At 50.7% G+C, this 22,424-nt stretch carries 19 protein-coding genes, 1 tRNA gene and 2 pseudogenes; 10 read left to right on the top strand and 12 right to left on the bottom strand.

The annotated features are described in order from the left end of the window. Together AB8516_RS15350 and AB8516_RS15345 are read right to left on the bottom strand one after the other, a co-directional pair. A complete protein-coding gene (locus tag AB8516_RS15350) occupies positions 1–786 on the bottom strand; it encodes an MBL fold metallo-hydrolase (protein WP_369161968.1) in 786 nt (261 codons plus the stop codon). A gap of 695 nt (positions 787–1,481) precedes the next feature. Continuing rightward, positions 1,482–1,571: transfer RNA gene (locus AB8516_RS15345), tRNA-Ser, on the bottom strand. A 296-nt stretch (positions 1,572–1,867) separates the two neighbouring features. On the opposite strand from AB8516_RS15345, the gene mltF reads away from it, so the two are divergent. Beyond that, the gene (gene mltF, locus AB8516_RS15340) at positions 1,868–3,295 is read left to right on the top strand and encodes a membrane-bound lytic murein transglycosylase MltF (protein WP_369161966.1); all 1,428 of its coding nucleotides are present in this window, start codon (positions 1,868–1,870) and stop codon (positions 3,293–3,295) included. Here the strand turns inward: mltF and AB8516_RS15335 are convergent. Together AB8516_RS15335 and tadA are read right to left on the bottom strand one after the other, a co-directional pair. Next, positions 3,290–4,309 carry a phospholipase A gene (locus AB8516_RS15335; RefSeq protein ID WP_369161964.1) on the bottom strand — a complete coding sequence of 340 codons (1,020 nt, stop codon included), beginning with the start codon at positions 4,307–4,309 and terminating at the stop codon, positions 3,290–3,292. The genes mltF and AB8516_RS15335 overlap by 6 nt on opposite strands. A gap of 5 nt (positions 4,310–4,314) precedes the next feature. After that, complete coding sequence (tadA, locus tag AB8516_RS15330) at positions 4,315–4,803, bottom strand: tRNA adenosine(34) deaminase TadA (protein WP_369161962.1); 489 nt, start codon at positions 4,801–4,803, stop codon at positions 4,315–4,317. Between the two features lie 1,134 nt (positions 4,804–5,937). Between tadA and AB8516_RS15325 the strand changes: the two genes are divergently transcribed. From AB8516_RS15325 to AB8516_RS15315, 3 genes are all read left to right on the top strand, one after another. After that, positions 5,938–6,486: a TlpA family protein disulfide reductase gene (locus AB8516_RS15325; RefSeq protein WP_369161960.1), complete on the top strand. Its 549-nt coding sequence runs from the start codon at positions 5,938–5,940 to the stop codon at positions 6,484–6,486. Positions 6,487–7,034: 548 nt separating this feature from the next. Beyond that, positions 7,035–7,418: a DUF6394 family protein gene (locus AB8516_RS15320; protein WP_108295014.1), complete on the top strand. Its 384-nt coding sequence runs from the start codon at positions 7,035–7,037 to the stop codon at positions 7,416–7,418. Positions 7,419–7,428: 10 nt separating this feature from the next. Further along, positions 7,429–9,159: a TrkA family potassium uptake protein gene (locus AB8516_RS15315; protein ID WP_369161957.1), complete on the top strand. Its 1,731-nt coding sequence runs from the start codon at positions 7,429–7,431 to the stop codon at positions 9,157–9,159. Between the two features lie 265 nt (positions 9,160–9,424). Here AB8516_RS15315 and AB8516_RS15310 read toward each other — a convergent pair whose 3' ends face one another. The 4 genes and pseudogenes from AB8516_RS15310 to AB8516_RS15295 all read right to left on the bottom strand — a co-directional run. Next, entirely contained in the window at positions 9,425–10,414 is a 990-nt protein-coding gene (locus AB8516_RS15310) for a 4Fe-4S binding protein (protein WP_369161955.1), read from the bottom strand. Between the two features lie 560 nt (positions 10,415–10,974). Beyond that, positions 10,975–11,844 (bottom strand): polyphosphate kinase 2, encoded by an 870-nt coding sequence (ppk2, locus tag AB8516_RS15305; RefSeq protein WP_369161953.1) that lies wholly within the window; start codon positions 11,842–11,844, stop codon positions 10,975–10,977. Positions 11,845–11,961: 117 nt separating this feature from the next. Then, positions 11,962–12,337 (bottom strand): annotated as a pseudogene (locus tag AB8516_RS15300) (heterodisulfide reductase-related iron-sulfur binding cluster); the annotation flags it as partial. 216 nt (positions 12,338–12,553) lie between these two features. After that, positions 12,554–12,759: pseudogene (locus AB8516_RS15295) on the bottom strand (IS3 family transposase); the annotation flags it as partial. A 712-nt stretch (positions 12,760–13,471) separates the two neighbouring features. Between AB8516_RS15295 and AB8516_RS15290 the strand changes: the two are divergent. Together AB8516_RS15290 and AB8516_RS15285 are read left to right on the top strand one after the other, a co-directional pair. Next, the gene (locus AB8516_RS15290; RefSeq protein ID WP_369161951.1) at positions 13,472–14,407 is read left to right on the top strand and encodes a Gfo/Idh/MocA family oxidoreductase; all 936 of its coding nucleotides are present in this window, start codon (positions 13,472–13,474) and stop codon (positions 14,405–14,407) included. Between the two features lie 18 nt (positions 14,408–14,425). Next, positions 14,426–15,526, top strand: coding sequence for a DegT/DnrJ/EryC1/StrS family aminotransferase (locus AB8516_RS15285; protein ID WP_369161949.1), 1,101 nt, complete (start codon positions 14,426–14,428; stop codon positions 15,524–15,526). 18 nt (positions 15,527–15,544) lie between these two features. Here AB8516_RS15285 and lpxA read toward each other — a convergent pair whose 3' ends face one another. The 3 genes from lpxA to AB8516_RS15270 form a co-directional block, all read right to left on the bottom strand. Further along, positions 15,545–16,318: an acyl-ACP--UDP-N-acetylglucosamine O-acyltransferase gene (lpxA, locus tag AB8516_RS15280; RefSeq protein WP_369161947.1), complete on the bottom strand. Its 774-nt coding sequence runs from the start codon at positions 16,316–16,318 to the stop codon at positions 15,545–15,547. Between the two features lie 478 nt (positions 16,319–16,796). After that, positions 16,797–17,285 (bottom strand): DUF4405 domain-containing protein, encoded by a 489-nt coding sequence (locus AB8516_RS15275; RefSeq protein ID WP_369161945.1) that lies wholly within the window; start codon positions 17,283–17,285, stop codon positions 16,797–16,799. Between the two features lie 84 nt (positions 17,286–17,369). Further along, positions 17,370–17,762, bottom strand: a complete 393-nt coding sequence (locus AB8516_RS15270) for a hypothetical protein (protein WP_369161943.1) — start codon at positions 17,760–17,762, stop codon at positions 17,370–17,372. Between the two features lie 182 nt (positions 17,763–17,944). Here AB8516_RS15270 and AB8516_RS15265 point away from each other — a divergent pair, with 182 nt between their 5' ends. From AB8516_RS15265 to AB8516_RS15255, 3 genes are all read left to right on the top strand, one after another. Continuing rightward, entirely contained in the window at positions 17,945–18,676 is a 732-nt protein-coding gene (locus tag AB8516_RS15265; protein WP_369163303.1) for a response regulator, read from the top strand. Next, positions 18,660–20,036, top strand: a complete 1,377-nt coding sequence (locus AB8516_RS15260; RefSeq protein WP_369161941.1) for an ATP-binding protein — start codon at positions 18,660–18,662, stop codon at positions 20,034–20,036. The genes AB8516_RS15265 and AB8516_RS15260 overlap by 17 nt, the downstream gene beginning before the upstream one ends. A 98-nt stretch (positions 20,037–20,134) precedes the next feature. Then, positions 20,135–20,353 (top strand): hypothetical protein, encoded by a 219-nt coding sequence (locus AB8516_RS15255; RefSeq protein ID WP_369161939.1) that lies wholly within the window; start codon positions 20,135–20,137, stop codon positions 20,351–20,353. On the opposite strand, the gene AB8516_RS15250 is transcribed toward AB8516_RS15255, so the two are convergent. Continuing rightward, positions 20,350–20,904: a Spy/CpxP family protein refolding chaperone gene (locus tag AB8516_RS15250; RefSeq protein WP_369161937.1), complete on the bottom strand. Its 555-nt coding sequence runs from the start codon at positions 20,902–20,904 to the stop codon at positions 20,350–20,352. The genes AB8516_RS15255 and AB8516_RS15250 overlap by 4 nt on opposite strands. 384 nt (positions 20,905–21,288) lie before the next feature. Here AB8516_RS15250 and AB8516_RS15245 point away from each other — a divergent pair, with 384 nt between their 5' ends. Further along, a complete protein-coding gene (locus tag AB8516_RS15245; protein ID WP_369161935.1) occupies positions 21,289–22,308 on the top strand; it encodes a transposase in 1,020 nt (339 codons plus the stop codon). The last annotated feature ends 116 nt before the right edge of the window (positions 22,309–22,424 follow it).

Raw genomic sequence — 22,424 nt, 5'->3', positions numbered from 1 at the left:
TTATTGTTCAGGGTAGATCAGGTCCGTTCCACACCGTAGTTCCTTCAGATATTCCATTGCGTCGTCAATATGGGGAGTGCCGATGATTGACCCATGCTGAGGCAGTATGGCCTGGATCTCTATTCCAGATAGCGACTTAATGAAACCCCGGGTTGCCAGATTGGATGCCATGTAATCCAGGTGAAACAGGTCCATTTTCTCTTTGTGTGTCACGAAAGAGGAAACTGCCAGACTCCAATCTGTATCAAGGGCCGCCCAAATGTCCCCTGAAAACAAAAATCCGCTCTCCGAATGATAGGTTACAAAAGCGCCAGGGAAATGCAGAAATGGGGCCTCTATGAATCTCAAATGGCTGCCGGATGGCAGGGCGAATACGGGATTGGCAACAACATCATAAGCGTAGTAATCGGGGTTACCGTAATGAGGAAGCAGGACATGGGTCCTGGGTGAGGAATAGACCGGCATTTCAGGATTCAATTCCAGCCAGTCGACCATTGAGGCCGCAACATCCGGATCCTGGTGGCACACTATCAGTCCGCTGACATGCTCAGGCAGCATGATTTGCGAAACCCGTGTCTTCACCTGATCAAAAAAAGAGCGGTTGCCGGGGTCTACCAATAACGCCTGGTCACCATCAACTATAAGATAGGTATTACAACGAAATGCTGTCTCATCGGTGATCCCCAGCCAGTAGATCGCCGTACCATGTCGCGAATACAACGGTGTCGGACTATCCATATCGGGGATCGCCGCTGTGGTCAGAGTGAAATCCGCTTGATAAGCCACAGCACACCTTTGGGCAGCTAGTCATGAGTAGAGTCTGCTAATAATCAGTGTAGACTCTGCCTGATAACAAGATATTGATCTTTATCAATACGGCACCCACTTAACATACCATAGCCAATTTGACACAACTCTGATGCACCAGATGTCATCAAATCCCGACTTGAGGCAGTTCATTGTTTGAGCAGCTGTCTTATCTGATGCCAATAATGCAGCGTCTTTAATTGGCGGAGAGATAAGGATACGCAGGCTCGCCTATACGGGACGCCCCTCCTTCGCGCCTGGTCGAACGAAGTGTTCAAATCAAATCCTCGCTCACCGCCAATTAAAAAGGGATTGAGGGACTCCTGTGCCTTGATGCCGACTGACGGGAGGGATTGACTCACCTGCTGCGCAGGCTCGCCCCTTCGGGGCGCCTTCGCTGCGCTACGGCGTCCTGCGGCGCTTCGCGCCTGGTCGAACGAAGTGTTCAAATCAAATCCTCGCTCACCGCCAATTAAAAAGGGATTGAGGGACTCCTGTGCCTTGATGCCGACTGACGGGAGGGATTGACTCACCTGCTGCGCAGGCTCGCCCCTTCGGGGCGCCTTCGCTGCGCTACGGCGTCCTGCGGCGCTTCGCGCCTGGTCGAACGAAGTGTTCAAATCAAATCCTCGCTCACCGCCAATTAAAAAGGGGCTCACAGGCCCCTTTTTAATTGGCGGAGAGGGAGGGATTCGAACCCTCGGATCCCATAAGGGATCACCTGATTTCGAGTCAGGCCCGTTCGGCCACTCCGGCACCTCTCCTGATCGGGTTGTTGCTCACTGGCGGCTAGATAAGGCCAGGTGGAACTGGCCGATGCTGTGAGTCTGCTGGTTATAAATTCAGTTAATTGTCTAAAATCAATGCCTCAGCAGTCAAAATAGGTTATCAAGAAACACTCATACTTCTCGTGAACTGTCTCATTCTATACTAAATGGGCTAGAGTTAAGTACCAAGCGTCCCATTCAGCGGCCGATTCAGTGATTAAAATTTGCCAACTATGGAGTAAAGGATCATTCCGGTAGTCATAATAATAAGTAATAACCAGCAATTGAGATAGATGCTGCCAATACAACGAACCCTGCTGGTCTCTCTATGTCTGCTTGCCCTTGTTATGTCCTTGGGCAGTTGCAGCATCCCACCCCCTCTGGTGGAGCGTATCAAGGCTTCCGGAGAGCTGATCGTCGCTACCCGCAACAGCGGCACCACTTTTTATGAGGGCCCTGAAGGTTTGACCGGTTTTGAATATGAGCTGGTGCAACTCTTTTCCCGGGAGTTGGGGGTCAAGGCCCACTTCATTGTTCCCGCGCACTTCGATGACCTGCTTCCCACGGTGATCGAAGGTAACGCCCATCTGGCCGCCGCCGGGTTGACTGTCACCCCGGAGCGGGAAGCTGAAATCCGCTTTGGCCCCTCCTACCAGGAGATCACGCAACAGGTGGTCTACCGCGCAGGCAAGAAGCGTCCGCGAAAAGTCGAAGACCTGATCGGCAAGGACCTGCATGTTTTGGCAGGCAGCAGTCACGAGGAGGAGCTGCTGCGATTGAAAAAATCATACCCGGATCTGCAATGGATCAGCCATACCGATCTGGAGAGCGCCGAACTGATGCAGATGGTGCAGGAGAATAAAATCGACTTCACCATTGCAGACTCCAACGAATTTGCTGTTACCCGGCGATTCATGCCCTACCTCAAGATCGGTTTCGATCTGACCGATCCACAACCCTTGGCATGGGCGATGGCCCACGCGGACGATGCGAGCCTGTTTCAAGCGATGGAGGCTTTTTTTAACCGCATCCGTGAAGACGGCACCCTGGCCCAACTGATAGAGCGCCACTACGGACACATCGGCCGACTCAACTTCGTCGAACTGCGCACCTTCGTCAAGCATATAAAAGATCGACTGCCGAAATATCAAGTCTATTTCGAAGAGGCGGCAAAGGAAACCGGCATCGATTGGCACATGCTGGCCGCCATCGGTTATCAGGAGTCGCACTGGAATCCGAAGGCAAAATCACCCACGGGTGTCAGAGGGATCATGATGCTTACCCAGGCCACTGCCAAACAGATGAAGATCGAGAGCCGGCTCGATCCCGAACAGAGCATCATCGGCGGAGCGAAATATCTGCGCTTTATCGAAAAACTGCTGCCGGAAAGGATTACCGAGCCCGATCGCTTATGGTTGACCCTGGCGGGTTACAACGTGGGTTTCGGCCACCTGGAGGATGCGCGGATCCTGACTGAACACTTGGGTGACGACCCCGATAAATGGGCCGATGTAAAGAAACACCTGCCGAAACTGAGTCTCAAGAAATGGTACTCCAGCCTCAAACGGGGTTATGCCCGCGGCAAGGAACCGGTCAACTACGTGGACAATATCCGCGCCTACTATGAGTTGCTGAAATGGCAACTGCGGCAGATGGAACTGGCGAGGCAGGCGGATCAGAACCCACCGCACGCCCTCTCCATCAACCCCGAGGCACTATAACCAATCGGTCAGTTGCAAGCCGAATCCGAGACGGTGACTCTTGGCGTTATAGTCGATCAGGCTTTCACCATAGCCGTTGAAGTATTGCAGATAACCGCGCCATCGCCCATGAATGGGGAAGCTCCAATCAAGCTGCATAGTGTCACGGTTGTCACCGTCAAACAGGTTTCGCAGCATCAGGCTGAAGGTCTGGTTCTCTCGCTTGTAGATACCCCGCAACTCATACCTGCCGAGAAAATCGTCGATATCCGGATTGTCGTCATTATCCTCGGGTATGCGATACCATGGCTTGACACCCACCAGGAAATTACCCCTCTCGAAGAGAAAGTTGGCATAGGCGCGATTCCAGCTGCGGGACAGAAAACCGCCCTGGCCATTGGACTGATGTACCACACCATACTGTTGCAGCACATTTCTCCAACCGAACAACGACCAATCATTGGGGATCACCAAAAACAACTCTGGCTCATGCATGGTTTCGCGGAAGGGTGATGAGATATCCCGGTTGTAGGCCTGCCAGAAGGAAAGATTGGTATAGGCGGCGTAGAGATCCGCACGGCTATCGAACAGAGACTCCACCACCGGCATTTTGAAACTGAGTTGAAACTTCATCTCCACGCGATCGAATTCGGAGGGAGGAGTATTGTAAACTTCATAATTCGGCTTGTCGTTATAGGATGCCAGTATCACATAGTTCTGTTTATGCGGCGAGAGCACGAAGGGGTTGGAACGGGTCTTTCTCTCTGCACTGATACGTTTCTCAACCAGCGAAATACTCTGTTCTGTAACGGGAGGCAGGGCTCCATCTTCGCTGACTATGTGCCGCTCAAGAGGGTCCCGACTTTTGAGACAGAGGCGCTTCAACTCGCTGATGAGCATATCGTCGTCCGCATGCTGCAGCTGCTCCCAGATACAGCGTTCATAGTCCGCCAATGGATCGGCTGCTACGCGACACGGCCCCAATATCGCAAGCAGAACCATCCATAGGCTGAGTCTTATAAGCTTGGGGTTCATGCTTGTTACTCCCCTTGTTGTTTTAATCTTTTTTGTCGAAAGAAATCCTTAAGCAGATCCGTAGCACGCTGCTGCAGCACACCCCCCTTCACCGCCACACTGTGGTTGAATCGATGATCCGTCGGCAACAGGTCAAAGACACTCCCGGCGGCTCCACCCTTGGGATCGTCTGCGGCAAACACAACCCGGCCGACACGGGCATGCACAATGGCACCGGCACACATGGGACAGGGCTCAAGGGTGACATACAGGGTGGTTCCCGGCAGTCGATAGTTACCTATCCTGGAGGCGGCGTCCCGCAATGCCATGATCTCTGCGTGGGCGGTAGGATCCTGCAGTGCAATAGGCCGGTTCCAGCCTTCGCCGATGATGTCGCCTTCCAATACGACCACTGCACCTACCGGCACCTCGCCCTGGGATTGCGCCCGTTCCGCCAGCAGCAGTGCCTGCCGCATGAATTGCTGATCCTGCAGGTCCGGCTCATCAGCTGTCATCAGTCCAACCTCATGCCGGGCTGCCTGATCTACTCCCACTCGACTGCCAATAAGCTTGGTAAATGGAGTAAATGCAGTTGGCTATATTTGGCGGGCAGAGTGAAAACCATGAAAAATACCATTATCTTAATTTCTTGAATGAAAAATTCTATTTCTTTGCTGAGCGACTTAACAAGCTGATTTGAAAAAGGGTATCACAGACCGTCAAATACCACGAAAGATATCTAAAAAAACAGCATCTTAACATTTCACGATCCAACCAGATTTCAATCGCTCGCAACCACTGTGACGCCCGCTACTTCGATGCCCAAAACATCCACACGCAGGATCACCGTCTCCAATAAGCGCTTATACCCATCATTCAGCCCGGCTTCCTACCGCCACCAGAACCACCAGAACCACCAGAATAAAAATAGTTGGCCCCGTCTCTCCCTGAGAACTCCACGGTCTATCGAGCAGCGCGAGTCACTCATTCAGTATGACCCGGTCTATGTCAAAGATCGCCTCCACCAGCGCATCATAATCCACGTGAGCCAACCGCTAGATTAGTCAATACCCTGCATAAGATCAGATCTCTGATTGCAACAAGGTTGGAATAGACCATATCACTTATGCCTGATAGTCAATTATGTAGAGCAATAGAATCCCCAAACAGTGGCGGCAAAACCAAGGGCTCGGCCGATAGCCCCTGTTTAGCCTGGTAGAGAGTGAATTCGCCAAAATCACCCTTAATGAACAAGGTGCTTAGATCCGTATGTCATTAGGCTAATTTTCGCAACCATATCATCATCGCACCGATGATATATTGATGACAAGATAACCGGATATAAAGGTGCACTGAACCTGGCGCAGTGAAGATTGTCAGTATCAGGGGACAAAACAAAGAATTACCACCATGCATATCTTCTTTATATCAGCATGCCCACTTTTCCATGCCCATGATCATGCGTGCTAGAGTCGCCTGACATCCGAATCACGCAAACACGACAAAAAACCAGTAGCTATGAACTTGTTGCCAATCAACCAGATCTTGCATGACCTTGGCCCCCTGGTGCTGAGGAAAGCAATGAAGGGAATGCCGGACTGGCGGCAATCGCACCGTTCGGGAAGCCGGAACTATACGAGGAACACCCTATGAGAAACCTGACTTTTGTTTCACTTCTTTTTACCATGCTCCTCATGACTCCGCCGCTTACAGCCGGCACCTACCCAATGGCACCGGCACTCGATGTGGATGAGTGGATCAATGGTGATGGAGTTACCCTGGATGATCTAAAAGGCAAAGTAGTTGTCATCGATTTTTTCCAGATGTGGTGTCCGGGGTGTAATAATTTCTCGATCCCGCTAGTGGCGCAATGGGAACAGCGCTTTGCCGAGGAAATTGCCGCCGGCCAACTCGTCATGTTGAGCATACATACGGTTTTTGAGGGTCACGATTACCAACGGACGGAACGTTTGATACCCTATTTAAAAAAGAAGGGGATCAATCATCTGGTTGGAGTTGATCGGCATCAAGGCAATGACCCTACACCACAAACGATGAAGCTGTTCCACACCCGCGGGACACCGGAGATTGCTATCCTGGATAAGCAGGGGCGTATTCGTTTCCAACGCTTCGGCGGTTTCGATGTCAAGACGGCAACGACGTTGATACGTGACCTCCTCCGGGAGTCGGTCGAATAGTAAAGTGGTGGCGGTTATTCATTTCGTAGCACAGGCCCATTCTAACACCGACCTTTTACACCTTGTCCCTGAACTGTAAATCTTTTCCTGATCACCCTCACTATTCAGCCACCTAATCGGTGTCTTGGTTTAGTGAGATGTATAAGTAAGCCGCGAATAATCGCGAATGATTATTTATGTCCGCAAATGAACGCAAATATATTATTTACTGTGCAACAGGGCGCAACAAAGACCCAAACCTACCGCCTCCATACAGGACAGTTAAAACACTAAATTTGCGTTTATTTGCGGACATATTGGATTTGCGTCGATTACTGCTTGCTTTTACGACACCCACAGTGAGGGGAATGATATATATACTAGAGAAAACTTCCTCACTTTATTTAGTCATTGCAATATCACTGTCTTAAACTATTGTTTAAGAAATCCTGCTTGCCTGTTAAACGATTCGGGATCCTCGTTTACCCCAATGTCCCGGGTACATGTTAAATAAGCATTTCGTTTATTTTCTATCTGACTATGTGTGAATATTAGTACGAGTATTTAATATGAACTTGGAAAGGGTAACTTTTGGTTTTTTTATCATTCTTTCATTGACCTTTAACTTTGTTTTTGTGATTGGCCATATCGACAACCCCTCACATCACAATGTATGGATACTCACAATAGCGATTTTGGTGAGCCTTATTGCAACCGGCTTAAAACTTGGTGACCGCTCCCAGGTCGGTGCGTTGCTTCTAGCAGCCAGTCTGGTAGCGGATCTTCTCCTGATTACAGCACGAATATTTTGGGTGGTTTTTGAGAGCGACACAGAGATGGGGCCAGGCCCGGAGTCCATGGTTATGATCGTTTCACTGGCAAGTGGCGCACTGTTGGCGAATATCGTTTCCGTTGTCATCCTTATTGGAGACACACTGATGTCCCGCCGTTGAGGTTCAATTAATGGCGGCAACCTCAGAACTGGATCGGGTTTCCATGCTGGTCCTGCGCTATATGCGCAGGCCGATATTTGTGCTTATCCTTGTTTATGCGGTCGGAATTACGGGCATGGCTCTCATTCCCGGAAAATCCGCAGACGGCAATACCGAGTACATGAGTTTGTTTCATGCATTCTATTTTTTCACTTATACCGCCACCACCACCGGATTCGGGGAGATCCCGAGTGAGTTTACCGATGAACAACGTCTATGGGCCATATTTTGTCTGTACATGGGTGTAATAGCATGGCTCTACGCAATCGGTTCTATTATCGGATTAATAAGAAATGCACACTTTGTTCAGGCTTTGAGTGAATATCGATTTTCAAGAATTGTGAAACAAATATCCGATCCCTTTTTTATCATATGCGGTTTTGGCGATACTGGCAGTCTCCTAGCGCGCGGTTTAAGTGATCACCATCTCATTGGCGTTGTGATTGACCGGGATCCGGAACGTATAAAGGCTCTTTCCTTGCGGGATTACAACATCAAAATGCCTGGTTTGTGCGGTGATTCCAGCGCGCCTAAACATTTGGTGGATGCAGGTGTAAAACACCCGCAGTGCAAGGCTGTGATCGCATTAACAGGCGATGAAGAGGTCAACCTCAAAATCGCTGTTATGGCCCGGTTTATGAACCCTGATGTTCATATTATTTGCCGCTCAACTTCACCCAAACATGAAGAGCATCTGTCGCCACTACATAACGTCACCATAATTAATCCATTTGAAATATTCGCTCAGCTGCTGAGTATGGCCATCACAGCCCCAAGACTACATAATCTTAACAGCTGGCTGGTGAGGGCGAAGGGCGTTCAACTTGGCAAGCCTCTCAAGGCTCCCAGTGACAAGTGGATATTATGCGGCTATGGACGCATGGGAAAATGGCTGCATCAGTACATGAAGTTAAATGATATTAATCCTCTTATCATCGATCCAAATGTGGACAAGGCGCCGGATGATGAATCGTTCATTAATGGATATGCTGATCACGGCACGTTGGAAAGAGCAGGCCTAGCCAATGCAAGCGGAATTGTCGCGGGTACTGACAGTGACTCAGACAACCTTAATATCCTGATGAGCGCGCAGGTGGTGAATCCAACCGTGTTTACCATTGTGCGCCAAAATTATCATGAGAATCAGCTTGCATTCGACGCAGCCCACGCAGATTTGATATTGCAATCCAGTCTGACTACCGCCCGTCGAATACTAAAATATTTAATCTCTCCACATATTCAGCAATTGATTGAATATTTATACGGACAGGGAGAGCATCTCACAGGCGAGATCAGTGATAAATTAACCACTATCATTGGCAATAGAAAACCACACCTCTGGTGTATTACGCTGGATAGGGCGCATGCACTGGCTATGGTGGATTTCAGTGAACAAGGTCAAAAAATAGTTTTGAGTAACCTATTACACCACCCCTCTGACAGGAACGAAATCCTTACATGTATGCCGTTGATGATTTTCCGGGATGGACAATCCAGCATGCTGCCAAGTCTCGATGAGTCGGTATATCTGGGAGACAGGATCCTGTTTTGCGGTACAGAGCAGAGTGAGCGGTTACTCAGGTCCACATTAAACAACTCTTACGCACTTCACTACCTGGTGACGGGTGAGGAACAGGCCAGGGGGTACTTCTTTCGCTGGCTTGAATGTCTACAAGAGGACAGACATAATCGAACCACATGATTAATAGTTGATTGGTGCCGTACAGTTCAATTGCCAAGACGATTAAAATCGCCAGACGGTCGCATTTCAGATAATCCTCAATTTCCATTGGACATACGCCGGCAACCCCCAATGTATTTCTTTCTTACACGTACGGAAACTCCCGATTGCGCTGCCAGCAATCAAAGCACCGGAATAAGAGCGTCAGTCAAACAATCCCTGCTGCAGCTCAACCGGCCAAGCATCCTGCAAGTCGGGTCGGTACCTGATAAGTCACCCATCCCGGTCAATGGCAACACTTCCTCTTACCTGCATTCTCTTTTGAGAAGCAGGCTTCAGGTACCTCAGGCTTGAAACCGAAGTCGCGCGTGGAAACGTCCAAGGCACACTGGTCCTCCAGCATCTTCAACAAACCGCTGCCGGTTCCTGCCTGCTGAGTGGCATCACAAGCCGCAATACATTGCATGCATTGCGTACAGGTAAACATTCGACGCTTAATACTGCGCGGTTTCAGGCGCATGGGACAGGCATGTTCACAGGAGGCGTCACAATTCACGCAGACCTTTGCCCGTTTGCGATCATAGGCGACAACCATCGCTTTCTTGTTCCCCATCCAGATCAGACTCTGAAAGAGGCCCAGTGCACAGCCAAAACGACAGAAAAGATGTCGTGCAAAGGTGAACTCAATCGTCAACAGTATAGTCCCCACACCGATAAAAACGAATTGGTTTCTTGTCAGGCTGGCTGTGATCAGGTTGCTGTATATCTCCTTAGGCGGCAGCAGGTAGGTGAGCAGAGCAACCGCCCAAAGGAAAGAAAAAAACAGCACCGCCACGACAGTAACTAGCCACCAGCGCTTGTTAGGTTGGATTTGAGTACCGTCACGTTGTACTTCGGGCAACGGGTTTTTCTCCCAGATGGACAGCTTGCCATGGGCTCGACGCATCAGGGAATTGATCATCTCAACCACAGAAAAGTGCGGACACAGCCACCCACAGTAGAGACGCCCCCACTTCCAAGCGAAGTAGACCCCAAGAGTCAGTAACAAAGCGAGCGGTAGAAACAGTCGAAGCAGCATCTGCATCCCCATCTCCATTGCCCCAATGGTTCCTTCCTGGAACGCCGACATACCGAGTGTCCAGGGAAAACCAAACAGGATGAGGTGATTCTGAGTGAGGTCGAAACGCAGTATATCCAGAGGCGGGGCTAATATGAAAAGCAGAAAAAATGCGCTTCTCCAGGCCAGGCGTCGCCTCTGGTCGTTATTTTTCATCATGGTTGGATAAGTCCGCTATGAAATCGTTGGATTGCTATCCTAAAGATAGACATCACACAGATAATCGAGTCACTTAGGCATGATATAGATCAAAAAAATACCGTAGAGTATTTAGTGTTTTCACAAAGGTAAGGCAACCCGCAAATCCCCGGACTCAAAGCTTTTACCTTGAAGGCAGCTACTTTTTGGGCAGGCCAAATACTATGATTAATCACTCTCTTGAATTAAATGATCAAGCCATAACACCTTCAACAAGTCAGGTGGGTAACGGGCTCACTCTATCCGTAAATGCTAGCCCGTTACACCAGCGTACTACTACCTCTGTAGTACACCTTCGATCACACCAGGTTCTGCTGTTGTCTGTGGGCGATAACTCCAGTTAAAATTGACACTGCCTGCAACCACATTTGGCAGACTGAAGCCGGCCAGCTTGCCGGTTCTGTCGCTGAATTGATCTGTAGTGGTTTTTGTTTTAAATGGTGACTATCCCGTTTTATGCGCAGTTTGTGGGTTTATGAGAGAAAATGCTACAAAAAATGTATCCAGAATTTTTGCAATCACTATGTATACTTATACATTTCTCCAACACTTCCAACGATTTTGGGATCGGGAGGTATGGCAATTTCCTTATTCTTGTCCGTATATTGCAGGCTGTTGAGCACATAACGCATACAATTCAGGCGGGCTCGCTTTTTACCATCAGATCGAATGATTGTCCATGGCGCCCAAGGAACATCCGTTTTTTCAAACATGATATTCTTCGCTTCGGTAAACTCGTCCCAACGCTTTAAGCCATCCTGGTCTACAGGGCTTAATTTCCACTGTTTGAGGCGATCGGTTTCACGTGATTTAAAGCGCCTGAACTGTTCTTCCCTGCTGACGGAAAACCAGAATTTGTATAATCGAATACCGTCATCGACAAGCATATGCTCGAAGATCGGAGCCTGCTTCAGGAACAACTTGTGCTGTTCCGGGGTACAAAATCCCATTACCGGTTCGACAACACCGCGATTGTACCAGGAGCGATCATAGAGAGTGATTTCTCCCTTAGTAGGCAGCGTACTGATATAACGCTGGAAGTACCACTGGCCGAGTTCCCTTTCACTGGGTATGGTCAGAGCGATAACATGAGCCTGCCGGGGGTTCATATGTTCCATGAAACGCTTGATCGTGCCTCCTTTCCCACCGGCATCCCTGCCTTCAAAGATCATTACAATGCGCTCTCCGGTATCCCTCACCCACTTTTGCAGCTTCAGCAGTTCCACTTGAAGCTCTGCTTTTTCCTTTTCATACTCTTCACGACCCATTTTTTTTTCATAGGGATACTGGGGGCCGATGAGCTGCTTCTTCTTGGATGCGTTTACCTTATCAACGATATGCTTGGGAACGCCTTTGTCTAATGCGGATGGTTGAAATCTTTTGTTCGCCATGTATGCCTCCCATTTTCGGGTTATTAAATTATTTGTGTTTTCAATCCAGTCTTATATCTCAGGTCGACTATTTTGTTTTTACTCCATCCCTGAGTTGATTCAATACTTCAATGTATCTTCATTTTTCAGGTAGAGTTGATCCATACAGGTTCCGCAGGAGATCAGAACTGTCTTGATATCCATGTAATTTTAGGGTAATGGCGATACGATGAAACAGTATCCTGTTCTCAGATATAATCTGGCGTCCCCGGTCGTACAGCCCAGCTGCGGTTTGTGGATAGCCGCAACAGCGATAACCAGGTGGCATGAACGTCTCCACACCCACTTCACGAAGTATGGCCAGTGTGGCTATGCAGACTTCACTGAACAACCGCACAGAGCCGCAGTCGGGAAAATAGAAAATCGCATAACTTTCCTCAGACACCTTACCAGGATTGTGCAGTATCGGTACTGAATCAGTGCCATCAAGCCTCAATGCATTGCGCAGTGTCTGCTAATGTGAAGTATAAGGAGAATAACCACAACCACCCTGCATATAAGCAGAAAACTGGAGGCAGGATACACCGGAAATAACCTTCCATCCAGCCTCAATCGATTCAACAGCCCGTATTTCCTGTTGAATCTACCCCCTCACACTGACTTCCCGGCCTTCCGGCTGAATTGGGACAACATGCCACCAGGCAACCTATCCTTCAGTTGCTGTACCGTGTAGACCGGTTTGCCGCTGATCTTCCCTGGCCCGTTTGGATAACGGGCTCTTGGGCCATGCATAGAAGCCACTCGGATGGACATTGGGCACCCGGCACATCGTTGCCACCCGAAACTCATGGCGATGGCTCCGAATAAAGCCGTACTTCACCCGGACTCCTTAGCGAAGTATATTGCGGCCTTTTTCAGGATGTCACGCTCCTCTGTCTCAAGCCGCCGGCGGTTGGCACCATTCACGCCACACTGGAACGGATCTGCTGGACTGCGAAGCCCTGGATTCCACGCAGGTGAGCGGCGCATTACCGGTATTCGGGCGCTTGTACCGGGAGTTTAGCCTCCCTGCGGCGATCCGAACCGATAATGGCGTCCCTTTCACCTCGCCTCATGTCCTGTTTGGCTTGAGTTGACTCGCCGTCTGGTAACTGCGTCTGGGTATTGCGATTGAACGCATCAAGCCGGGCCCAGTAGAATGGACACCACTAGCGGATGCAGCTGACGTGTGTTACGCAGTGAAATAGCTACTCGGTACGATGTGTCATTTAACGGGTCACCCCCACTTTTCTCTTCGCCGAGACCAACGACCTGGACCCAATATAAGAATGGCCACTTGCCCCCTCTCCACCCTGTAGAGAGATTGGTTGAGCGGATTTACAAAGTTATGATTGGGGGGTTTTGAGAAACAAGAATATTAGAGCGGGTTACGGGATTCGAACCCGTTTCGCCGACTTGGAAACCTCTTTTTGTCATTGGTATCCTGCGTGAGTCCACATAATATCTGCTCAAGCGTTCAACTTTTTTTGCGGTATTCTTCACATTGCTTTAATTTAGAATCCCTAATTCAATAGGGGGGGACAGTCCCTGTTGGTATGCTTAATAAGCTAAATTTGTTAATTCAACATACGATAGCGCTCACACAGAAATGGATAAAATAAGAACCGCTGTAATCGGTGTTGGTTATCTCGGCCGATTCCATGCCCAAAAATATGCCGCACTGGACGACTCGGAACTGGTCGCCGTGGTCGATATCGATCCTGATACGGCCGCCAATGTTGCCAAGGAGTGCAACACAGAGGCGTTATCCGACTATCACGAGCTTTTGAACAAGGTGGACGCCGTCAGTATCGTGGTGCCGACTCAGCTTCACCATCAGGTTGCTAAAGAATTTCTCGATAGCGGTATTCACGTGCTGCTGGAAAAACCGATCACCGTTACCGTTGCAGAAGCGGATGCACTGATTGAAATTGCCCGATGCAAGCAGCGGGTACTTCAGGTGGGGCATCTGGAACGCTTCAACTCCGCGGTACTGGCACTTGAGGGTGTTCTCAAGGATCCGCAATTTATTGAATCCCATCGTCTTGCTCCCTTTACTCTACGTGGCGCCGACGTCAATGTGGTGCTGGATTTAATGATCCACGATATTGATATCATCCAAAAAATGGTGGGCTCTCCCATTGCGTCAATAGACGCCAAAGGGGGGGCGGTATTGACCGAGGAGTATGACATCGCAAACGCTAGGATTAAATTCGAGAATGGCTGCGTGGCTAACGTTACCGCCAGCCGGGTGAGCATGAAACCACAGCGCAAAATGCGCATCTTTCAACCTGACGCCTATATCTCGATCGATTTCCAGAACAAGATCCTTAGTATTCATCGCAAGGGAGAGAAGGAGATATTTCCCGGTATTCCTGAAATCACCAGTGAAGAGAGTGTTTTTGAGAATTCAGATGCCATCATGGCTGAGTTACGCGCTTTTCTCGATGCTATCCGGAATGACACCTTGCCGCCAGTTACCGGCGAGGATGGACGAGAGGCGCTAAAGACGGCAATCGATATTAGCGAACAACTGGGCGGTTGACACTGCCAGGTGAAGATCATGATCCCGATGGTAGACCTCAAGCAGCAATATCTCGATCTCAAAGAGGAGATCGATAATGGTCTTCTGGCAGGACTGGAAGAAACTAAGTTCATACTCGGACCTAATGTACGCGCCTTTGAAAAGGAGTGTGCAGAATACTTGGGCGTAGAGCACACTGTTGGCGTCGCCTCCGGTACCGACGCACTTCACTTGGCATTGATTGCCGCCGGAGTCGGGGAAGGTGACGAGGTAATTACCACTCCCTTCACCTTCATCGCAACAGCCGAGGCGATCCGTTACCTAGGTGCTATGCCGGTTTTTGTCGATATCGATCCACAAACCTACAATATGGATCTCAACCAGGTAGAGGACGCCATCACCGAAAGGACCCGGGCAATACTGCCTGTCCACATTTTCGGACAACCTGTCGACATGGTCACCGTCCAGTCACTCGCCGAGAGACACGATCTCCTGGTGATTGAAGATTGTGCGCAGTCATTTGGCGCACACATAAACGCCAGGCAGACTGGTAACTTAGGCCTGGCAGGCTGTTTCAGTTTCTTTCCCAGTAAAAATCTTGGGGGATACGGGGACGGTGGTCTGGTATCCACCAACTCCGCCGAGCTGGCAGAGCACCTTCGAGTATTGCGTAACCATGGCAGCTGGAAACAGTACCATCACTCCGAGATTGGCTTTAACAGCCGCCTTGATGAGCTGCAGGCAATAATTTTACGAGTGAAGTTGAAGCGTATCGACAACTACAACGAGAATAGACGCCGCGTTGCCAACCGTTACAGCGCTGCACTGGCAGAGATGCCAGGGATTACGCCTCCCTATGAGGATGGGATCGGCCATCACGTCTATCATCAGTACACCCTGCTGGCGGAAAATCGAGATACCATACAGCAGGCTCTAGGCGACAACGAGATCGCCTGTGCCATCTACTATCCCATCCCGCTTCACCAGCAGGAGGTCTTTATCAATGTGTGTCAGGGACTCTCACTTCCGGTCAGTGAGCGGATTTCTCGGCAGTGTCTGTCGCTACCGGTTTTTCCCGAGTTGAAGGATGCGCAGATCGATCGGATTCTGGATGTTATTCGTGAAGTGGCGAACGGCTGAAACAGAAGCGGTGATTCACTATCGAATAATACTGCGCCGGGAATGTTCCAGAAATCGGGAAAACAATGCAAGTTCCTCAACCTCATCGGCCATGGCCGCGATCTCACGCTTCGCCTCTTCCAACGGCAGTCCGGATCGGTAGAGTACCTTGTAGGCACGCTTGATCGCCTTGATCGCATCCGCGCAAAAGCCTCGTCGCTCAAGCCCTTTGCTGTTGATGCCGTGTGGTTGACCGGGATGTCCCGTCACCATCAGGTAGGGTGGCACATCCTTCGAGATGGCGCTCCCCATTCCCGTAAAGGCGTGGTCACCGACAGAGCAGAACTGATGAACCAGGGTGAAACCGCTCAATATCACCTGGTTTCCGATGTCAACATGGCCCGCCAGTGAGGCGTTGTTTGAGAAAACCGTCCCGTTACCAACCGTGCAGTCATGGGCAATATGGATATAGGCCATGAGTAGATTGTCATCCCCCACCCGGGTGATCCCGCCACCATTGACCGTACCGCGGTTAATCGTGGCACACTCACGAATGGTGTTGCGGTCGCCAATCTCCAGCTGCGTCGGCTCTCCCGCGTATTTCAAATCCTGAGGCGCCTCACCGATTGAGGCGAATTGGTAAATGTGGTTCCCTGTTCCGATCCTGGTTGGTCCATTGATGACAACCTGCGGCCCAATCCAGCAATCATCACCTATGACCACATGGGGTCCGATTATTGAGTGGGGTCCAACGGAAACATTGCGACCCAGTTCAGCGCCGGTATCAACAATGGCGGTGGGATGTATGCTCATACTATTGCCTGCTCCATACAATCAGAACTGTATTGGCTACAAAATCAACATGTCCTTTTCTTGCTTATCTGCACTCCCCGACATTTTTCTCGTTATATTTCAGGGGCTAACCAATGGAGAGGTCAATCCACTAAACCAGTAGGGTAATCAAGAATCAGGTCGCTACCTTGAGGCAACCCGAAACGTTGGCAAGGTAATCAGGGCCAATGGAAAGTTTGAGGAGAATAACCGCAACACCCCTGCATATCAAGACAGAAAACTGGAGGCAGGATCTGCAGTATGAGAATTCGTGCATGTTTTTAACCTGCTTTGGTGGGGGCAGGGCCCCACCATTACGATGAATGAAATCAGAGAATATCCTCATATCACCCTTACCATGACCACTTATTAAGTAAGTACCATTCAACCCGGTAAAAAATCCTCTGATCAATCGATTTCTGCAATCCCTCTGTCTTAGAGCGAGATTTGTCACCAGGTCCTAGTTAAACAGTATTCGTATCAAAGCTTTCGGATCGGCGCCGTTGGCTGCCGCAATTTGCGCTATGGACATATCCGTATCCCCGACACTGAAACCCGCTGCCTCGAATCTCGCCATCACACCGTCGGCAGGTTCATCAAGGAGTGGGGCAACTTCGGTCAGCGGGGCGCTTTCATAGCTTCGAATCATGCTCATCATCGGATTGCTTCCAGTCTGGGTCATCGACGAGCCGATGAAAACAGAGGTCGCAATCGCGACAGCACCTACAATCGTGACAGCCTGTCGCTGCGTAAAATAGTTTTTAAATGCAGGCCAGTGGTTGAGTATGTGTAGAACAATGGCGAAGGCAAAGGCTAGGCCGATCCATTCATGGGCCTGTTCAATGGGGTTGTGTACGCCCAAAAACATCAACACGCCGGATATGGCGACAAAAATGCCGGTACCGATAATGATGGGTGTTGACCATTGTCGTGTATTGATTCGGTTCATTGTGTTCCCTAAATCTATTGTCTGATTTTCTAAAAGCTGACGACCCGCCCAGGCGGGTCGTTTCCGTGGTGATACGCCTGAGAATTAACGCTTGGGCCCGAAAGGTCCACGCGGCAGGCCGTTGTCCCGGTCAACCTCTATCTGTCGTACCAGCGAGTCGTCTACCGTAACGATATCGACCAGATAGGTCTCCTCGTCCTTCTCACTGATCTGGCCTACCTTGAGTCGATCGTTGCCGCGCATGATCAGTCGCGCTTCAACCAGCGTCCTGGCCTGGTCTGAAGTCAGATTCAGATCGCGATCTGCCATCAACTCACTCTTTTTCATCCGTTTCATCATCATGGTATGTCTGTCGCCCATGTCTGTACGGTCACAGTTGCCGCGATAGTCTCCCCAGCCGGCGGTGGCGCCAAAAGCGGTCAGTCCGGTAGCGGCGACGACAACGGAAATAGCGGTGTATTTTGCTATCTTGTTCATGAATTAATCCTCGTGTTGTAGTGGGTGTGTCTCTTCGACAATTGCTATTTCACGCCTGAAATGTGTTCGGAAGTTGTCAGAAAAGGGCCTTTTTGTGACGACATGTGTCAACCGGTCCGGTTGCCATAATCGGTCACAAAGTTCCCTACGGCGGCACGATGAGTTGCGGTAGACTCTCTACCATGGATAAGCAGCCCCACATCCTGGTCGTCGACGACCATGCGGAGATCCGCGAGTTGATCGAGCGTTTTCTCAGCGACCACGGCTATCGCATCACAACGGCGGCGGACGGCGTCATCATGAAACGGGTGTTGGCCGACGCCGCCATCGACCTGATCGTCCTCGATCTCATGATGCCTGGCGAAGACGGTCTGTCGCTGTGCCGGAATCTCCGTGCCGAATCCGACATTCCGGTGATCATGCTGACGGCGATGGGGGAGGAGACCGATCGTATCGTCGGTCTCGAGATGGGGGCCGATGACTACCTGGCCAAGCCGTTTAATCCAAGAGAGCTGCTGGCTCGCATCAAGGCGATCCTACGCCGTACCGCTGGCGCGCATGAGCGGGTCAATCAGGAGGCGCCGGAGAGGCTCGAGTTTCATGGCTGGACGCTACTGCCGAAAGCACGGGAGCTGATCGATCCGGCACAGACCCTGGTACCGGTCAGCACAGCGGAATTCGCCCTGCTGATGGCGTTCGTCACCCGTCCCGGTCGGGTGCTCAGTCGGGATCAGTTGCTCGATCTGGCGAGAGGGCGGGATTCACGGGCCTTCGACCGCTCCATCGATACCCTGGTCAGCCGCCTGCGCCGCAAGCTCGGCGATCCGCCGAGGAACCCGCAGATTATCAAGACCGTTCGCGGTGGCGGGTATGTTTTCGTCCCCAAGGTGAAGCACCATGCACCTGTGGCCTGATACGTTGGCGGGGCGCACGCTGTCGCTCCTGATTGCCATGACACTGGTGTTGATCATCGGAAGTGCCTGGCTGCTGCATGACGAACGCCGGGAGCGTTTCGACGAGCGCAATCGATTTCATCTACTGGATCGCGTGGTGACGCTGGCGCGCCTGCTGGAGGATGCGGATGACGAGGAGCGTCTGCGAATCATCGAGCGGGTTGCCGGCAAGGGTGACGATATCGTGTTGGGTGATCAGCCACGTGTGAACTCACCGCCCAGACACCCGTTGGAACACAGGATCTCACACGAATTGAGACGCCGGCTGCATCTCGACGATAAGTCGTCAGTCAGGGTGCGTATCGCCTTCGATGGGCATGAGAGGGGATTCCGCGATAAGCGGGATGACCGGCATAAGCCGGGTCACCCACGCGATTTCGGCGGTGTCAGCATATCCATCCGCTTGTGGGAGGGGGAGTGGCTCAACGTCCACACAGACAATTTCGAGGGACCGCCGCCCTGGGCGGGCAAGACCCTGCAGTTGTTGGCACTGTTGCTGGTACTGGTGATTCTCAGTGGCCTCTATATCTCAAGAAGGATGGCACGCCCGATGGCGCAACTCGCCGATGCGGCCAACCGTTTCGGTCTCGGTCAGGCGCAACCGCCTTTGGCGGAGAAGGGACCGCGCGAGGTGCGCAATACCGTACGAGCCTTCAACCAGATGCAGGAGCGCCTGCAGAGGCATATCTCCGACCGATCGCAGATGCTGGCCGCGGTCTCACACGACCTGCGTACACCGATCACCACATTGCGGCTCAGGGCCGAATATATCGAAGATGACGAGATGCGGGAGAAGACACTCGCCACCCTGGCTGAAATGGAGTCCATTCTCTCCGCCACCCTTGGCTTTGCACGGGACGAGGCGGCGGACGAAGCCGCCAGGTCGACCGATCTGGCCGCCTTGCTGACAAGCCTGTTGGATGACCATGCCGATCTGGGTGGTGATGTGAATTACACAGGCCCCGAAAAATTGATCTTTCTTTGTCGACCAATCGCACTGAAGCGTGCCTTGAACAACCTCATCGATAATGGGTTGAAGTATGGTGCGTCCGTCGCCGTCAGGCTCAATGAACTCAGTGAGGGGGTCAAAATCGTCATCGATGACGTAGGCCCCGGTATCCCGGAAGAGAGCCTGGAAGCGGTCTTCACTCCTTTCTACCGTTTGGAGGCCTCACGCAATCGCGAAACCGGGGGGACCGGACTTGGGCTCGCTGTGGCGAGAACCATCGTGTATGCCCATGGCGGAAAGCTTAGCCTGATGAATCGACCGGAGGGCGGACTGCGTGCCAAGGTGTGGTTGCCGCACTATAACGGTGAATAGCTTCACCCCGGTCCAGCAGTAGCTGACGGATGGTGGTGCGACTTAGTCGGTGGCGCCCGGCATTTGGGCAGCCCTCTGGGCTTACTGGCTTCTGCTTAATGCTTCAGGTGATCGAGAATCTGCTTGATCACTACCGGATCTTCAATACAGGCAATCACCTTCATGGCACCGCCGCAGGCACTGCAGGTCTCGATGTCGATGTTGAAGGCTTCATTTGTGAGTTAAGAGCGGCACTCAGAGAAAAACGAGAAAGCAGAGAAAATGGGGGCGGAGCGAATAATAATTATCATTCGCTCCACCCCTTTACTGTTTACTAATGGTGTCTTGCTTTACCTTTTTTGCCTAGCTTCGCTCTCTTGAGGACATCCAGGTCATAGGATAGTCGCTGCTCGTTGTTCAACACCGAGCGCATGTTAACGATATGTGAGTAACGGATACGCATGATGTTCTTCTTAACATCCAGCAGTTCTTCGATTTTGCTGTCAATTGCCGCGGAATTCGGCTGATCGGCAGTAGATAATATGGCGAGTTCCGTCTTTAACGCCTTTACTTTAGATTTCAAGGTCATTTTCGCCTTTGTGAAATCCAAGTGCATCTTATCAATACGAAACCGTTGCTCTGGGGTAAGTGTCGTCTTCCAGTGTGGGCTCAGCAGCTTACTGTGACCACCGTGGTGACCATAATGATGCCCATGGTGCATTCCACCCCGATCGCTTCCCATATGCTTTCCATAACCTGCCATGCCAGCAGGTTGCATTCCGTACATCCCACCCATCTGCTTATAGGGATTTGCCATAGCACCGCTTACAGCAAAGATTCCAGCAAATAATATTAGTAAACTCGTGAGAACCTGTGTGTACTGCCGCATCTCTTTCTCCTCCTCTCAAATACTTACTCTCGAGTAATTCCAACTATAGCCTGTAATTGGGAAGGGTGAAAAATAAGAAAAATAAGGACATATATGGACGCCCCAAGTAAGTCAAGTAATTACTGGATCATAATTATTTCCACTTACCCAACGGATGACAGCCTGAGAGAAATACGGTCTTAGACATATATCCGGCTTCTCAATGGTGCGTAATACGCACCGAGCCCTGATGAGATTTAAGAACCCCCACCACCTCTGCACCCACTAGGTCTTGATGACCGCTGTCCTAACTCTAAATCTTGAGGACACCCGTAAAAATCTTGCGAACTCACCCTACGAGATGTAGGGTTAAAGGAAATCATCATGGACAACAAGGAGGTTGTGATGACACGCGCTCGCGAAACCTTAGTCAGCCTGGAAGCCACCCCTTACTATCACTGTATCTCCCGCTGCGTACGCCGTGCCTGGTTGTGTGGTGAAGATCCCTATACAGGCCAAAGTTTTGAACATCGTCGCCAATGGGTGCTCGACCGACTACAGGAATTAGTCGACATTTTCGCTATCGACGTGTGTGCCTATGCCATCATATCCAACCACTATCATGTTGTTCTGCATGTGGATGCCGACAAGGCCAACGGTATGACGGATCAGCAGGTTATCGAACAATGGAACCGGTTATATAAAGGCCACATGCTGGCAGATCGTTATCTGGCGGGTGAGGTGATGAGCAGGGCGGAATGGGAAGCACTATCAGAGCTGATAGAGAAGTGGCGATTACGCCTTTATGATATCAGCTGGTTCATGCGTTGTTTGAACGAACACCTTGCACTACAAGCCAATGCGGAGGACAACTGCAAGGGAAGATTCTGGGAAGGACGGTTCAAGAGTCAGGCCCTGCTGGACGAAGGAGCGCTGCTAACCTGCATGAGCTATGTCGATCTCAATCCCATCCGGGCAGGATTGGCAGAGACACCGGAGCGTTCGGATTTCACATCGGTCCAAGAACGCATCGAGGCTTATGCCGAGCGACGATCCGAGAACAAAGCCAAGCTGGGGCCAAAACGACAACCGACAAAGCTTCATCCTTTTAAGAGCGGGAGAGAGAAAGGCTCCGTGAAGTGCATTGATTTTGAGCTGAATGACTATCTGTGCCTGGTAGATTGGACAGGGCGAGCCATACGCGAGGATAAAAAAGGTGCGATACCAAGTGAACTTGCACCAATCCTAGAGAGGATTGGTTTGAATCCGGATGCCTGGTTGACAAGCGTCAGATACTACAATCGAAATTACTTTTCGGTATTGGGTGCAATTGATCGAATCAAGGCATATGCCCAGACGCAGAAAAAGAGTTGGCATCGAGGTCAGCGTGCAGTATTGCGCAGTTATCGTCTTGTCATGGCATAGTCGGTATTAAACAGAGTTAGAAATAGAGTCTGGTATCGACACAATTAACGGGTGTCCCATTAAGCTTTTTAAGCTTTAAGCTCGCAAGTTTTAACCCAGATATTCGCGGTGTTCGT

This window comes from Candidatus Thiodiazotropha sp. LNASS1 (assembly GCF_964212655.1).
Taxonomy (GTDB): domain Bacteria; phylum Pseudomonadota; class Gammaproteobacteria; order Chromatiales; family Chromatiaceae; genus Thiodiazotropha.
The sequence above is the reverse complement of the archived record's forward strand: the minus strand, read 5'-3'. Positions and strand labels throughout refer to the sequence as shown.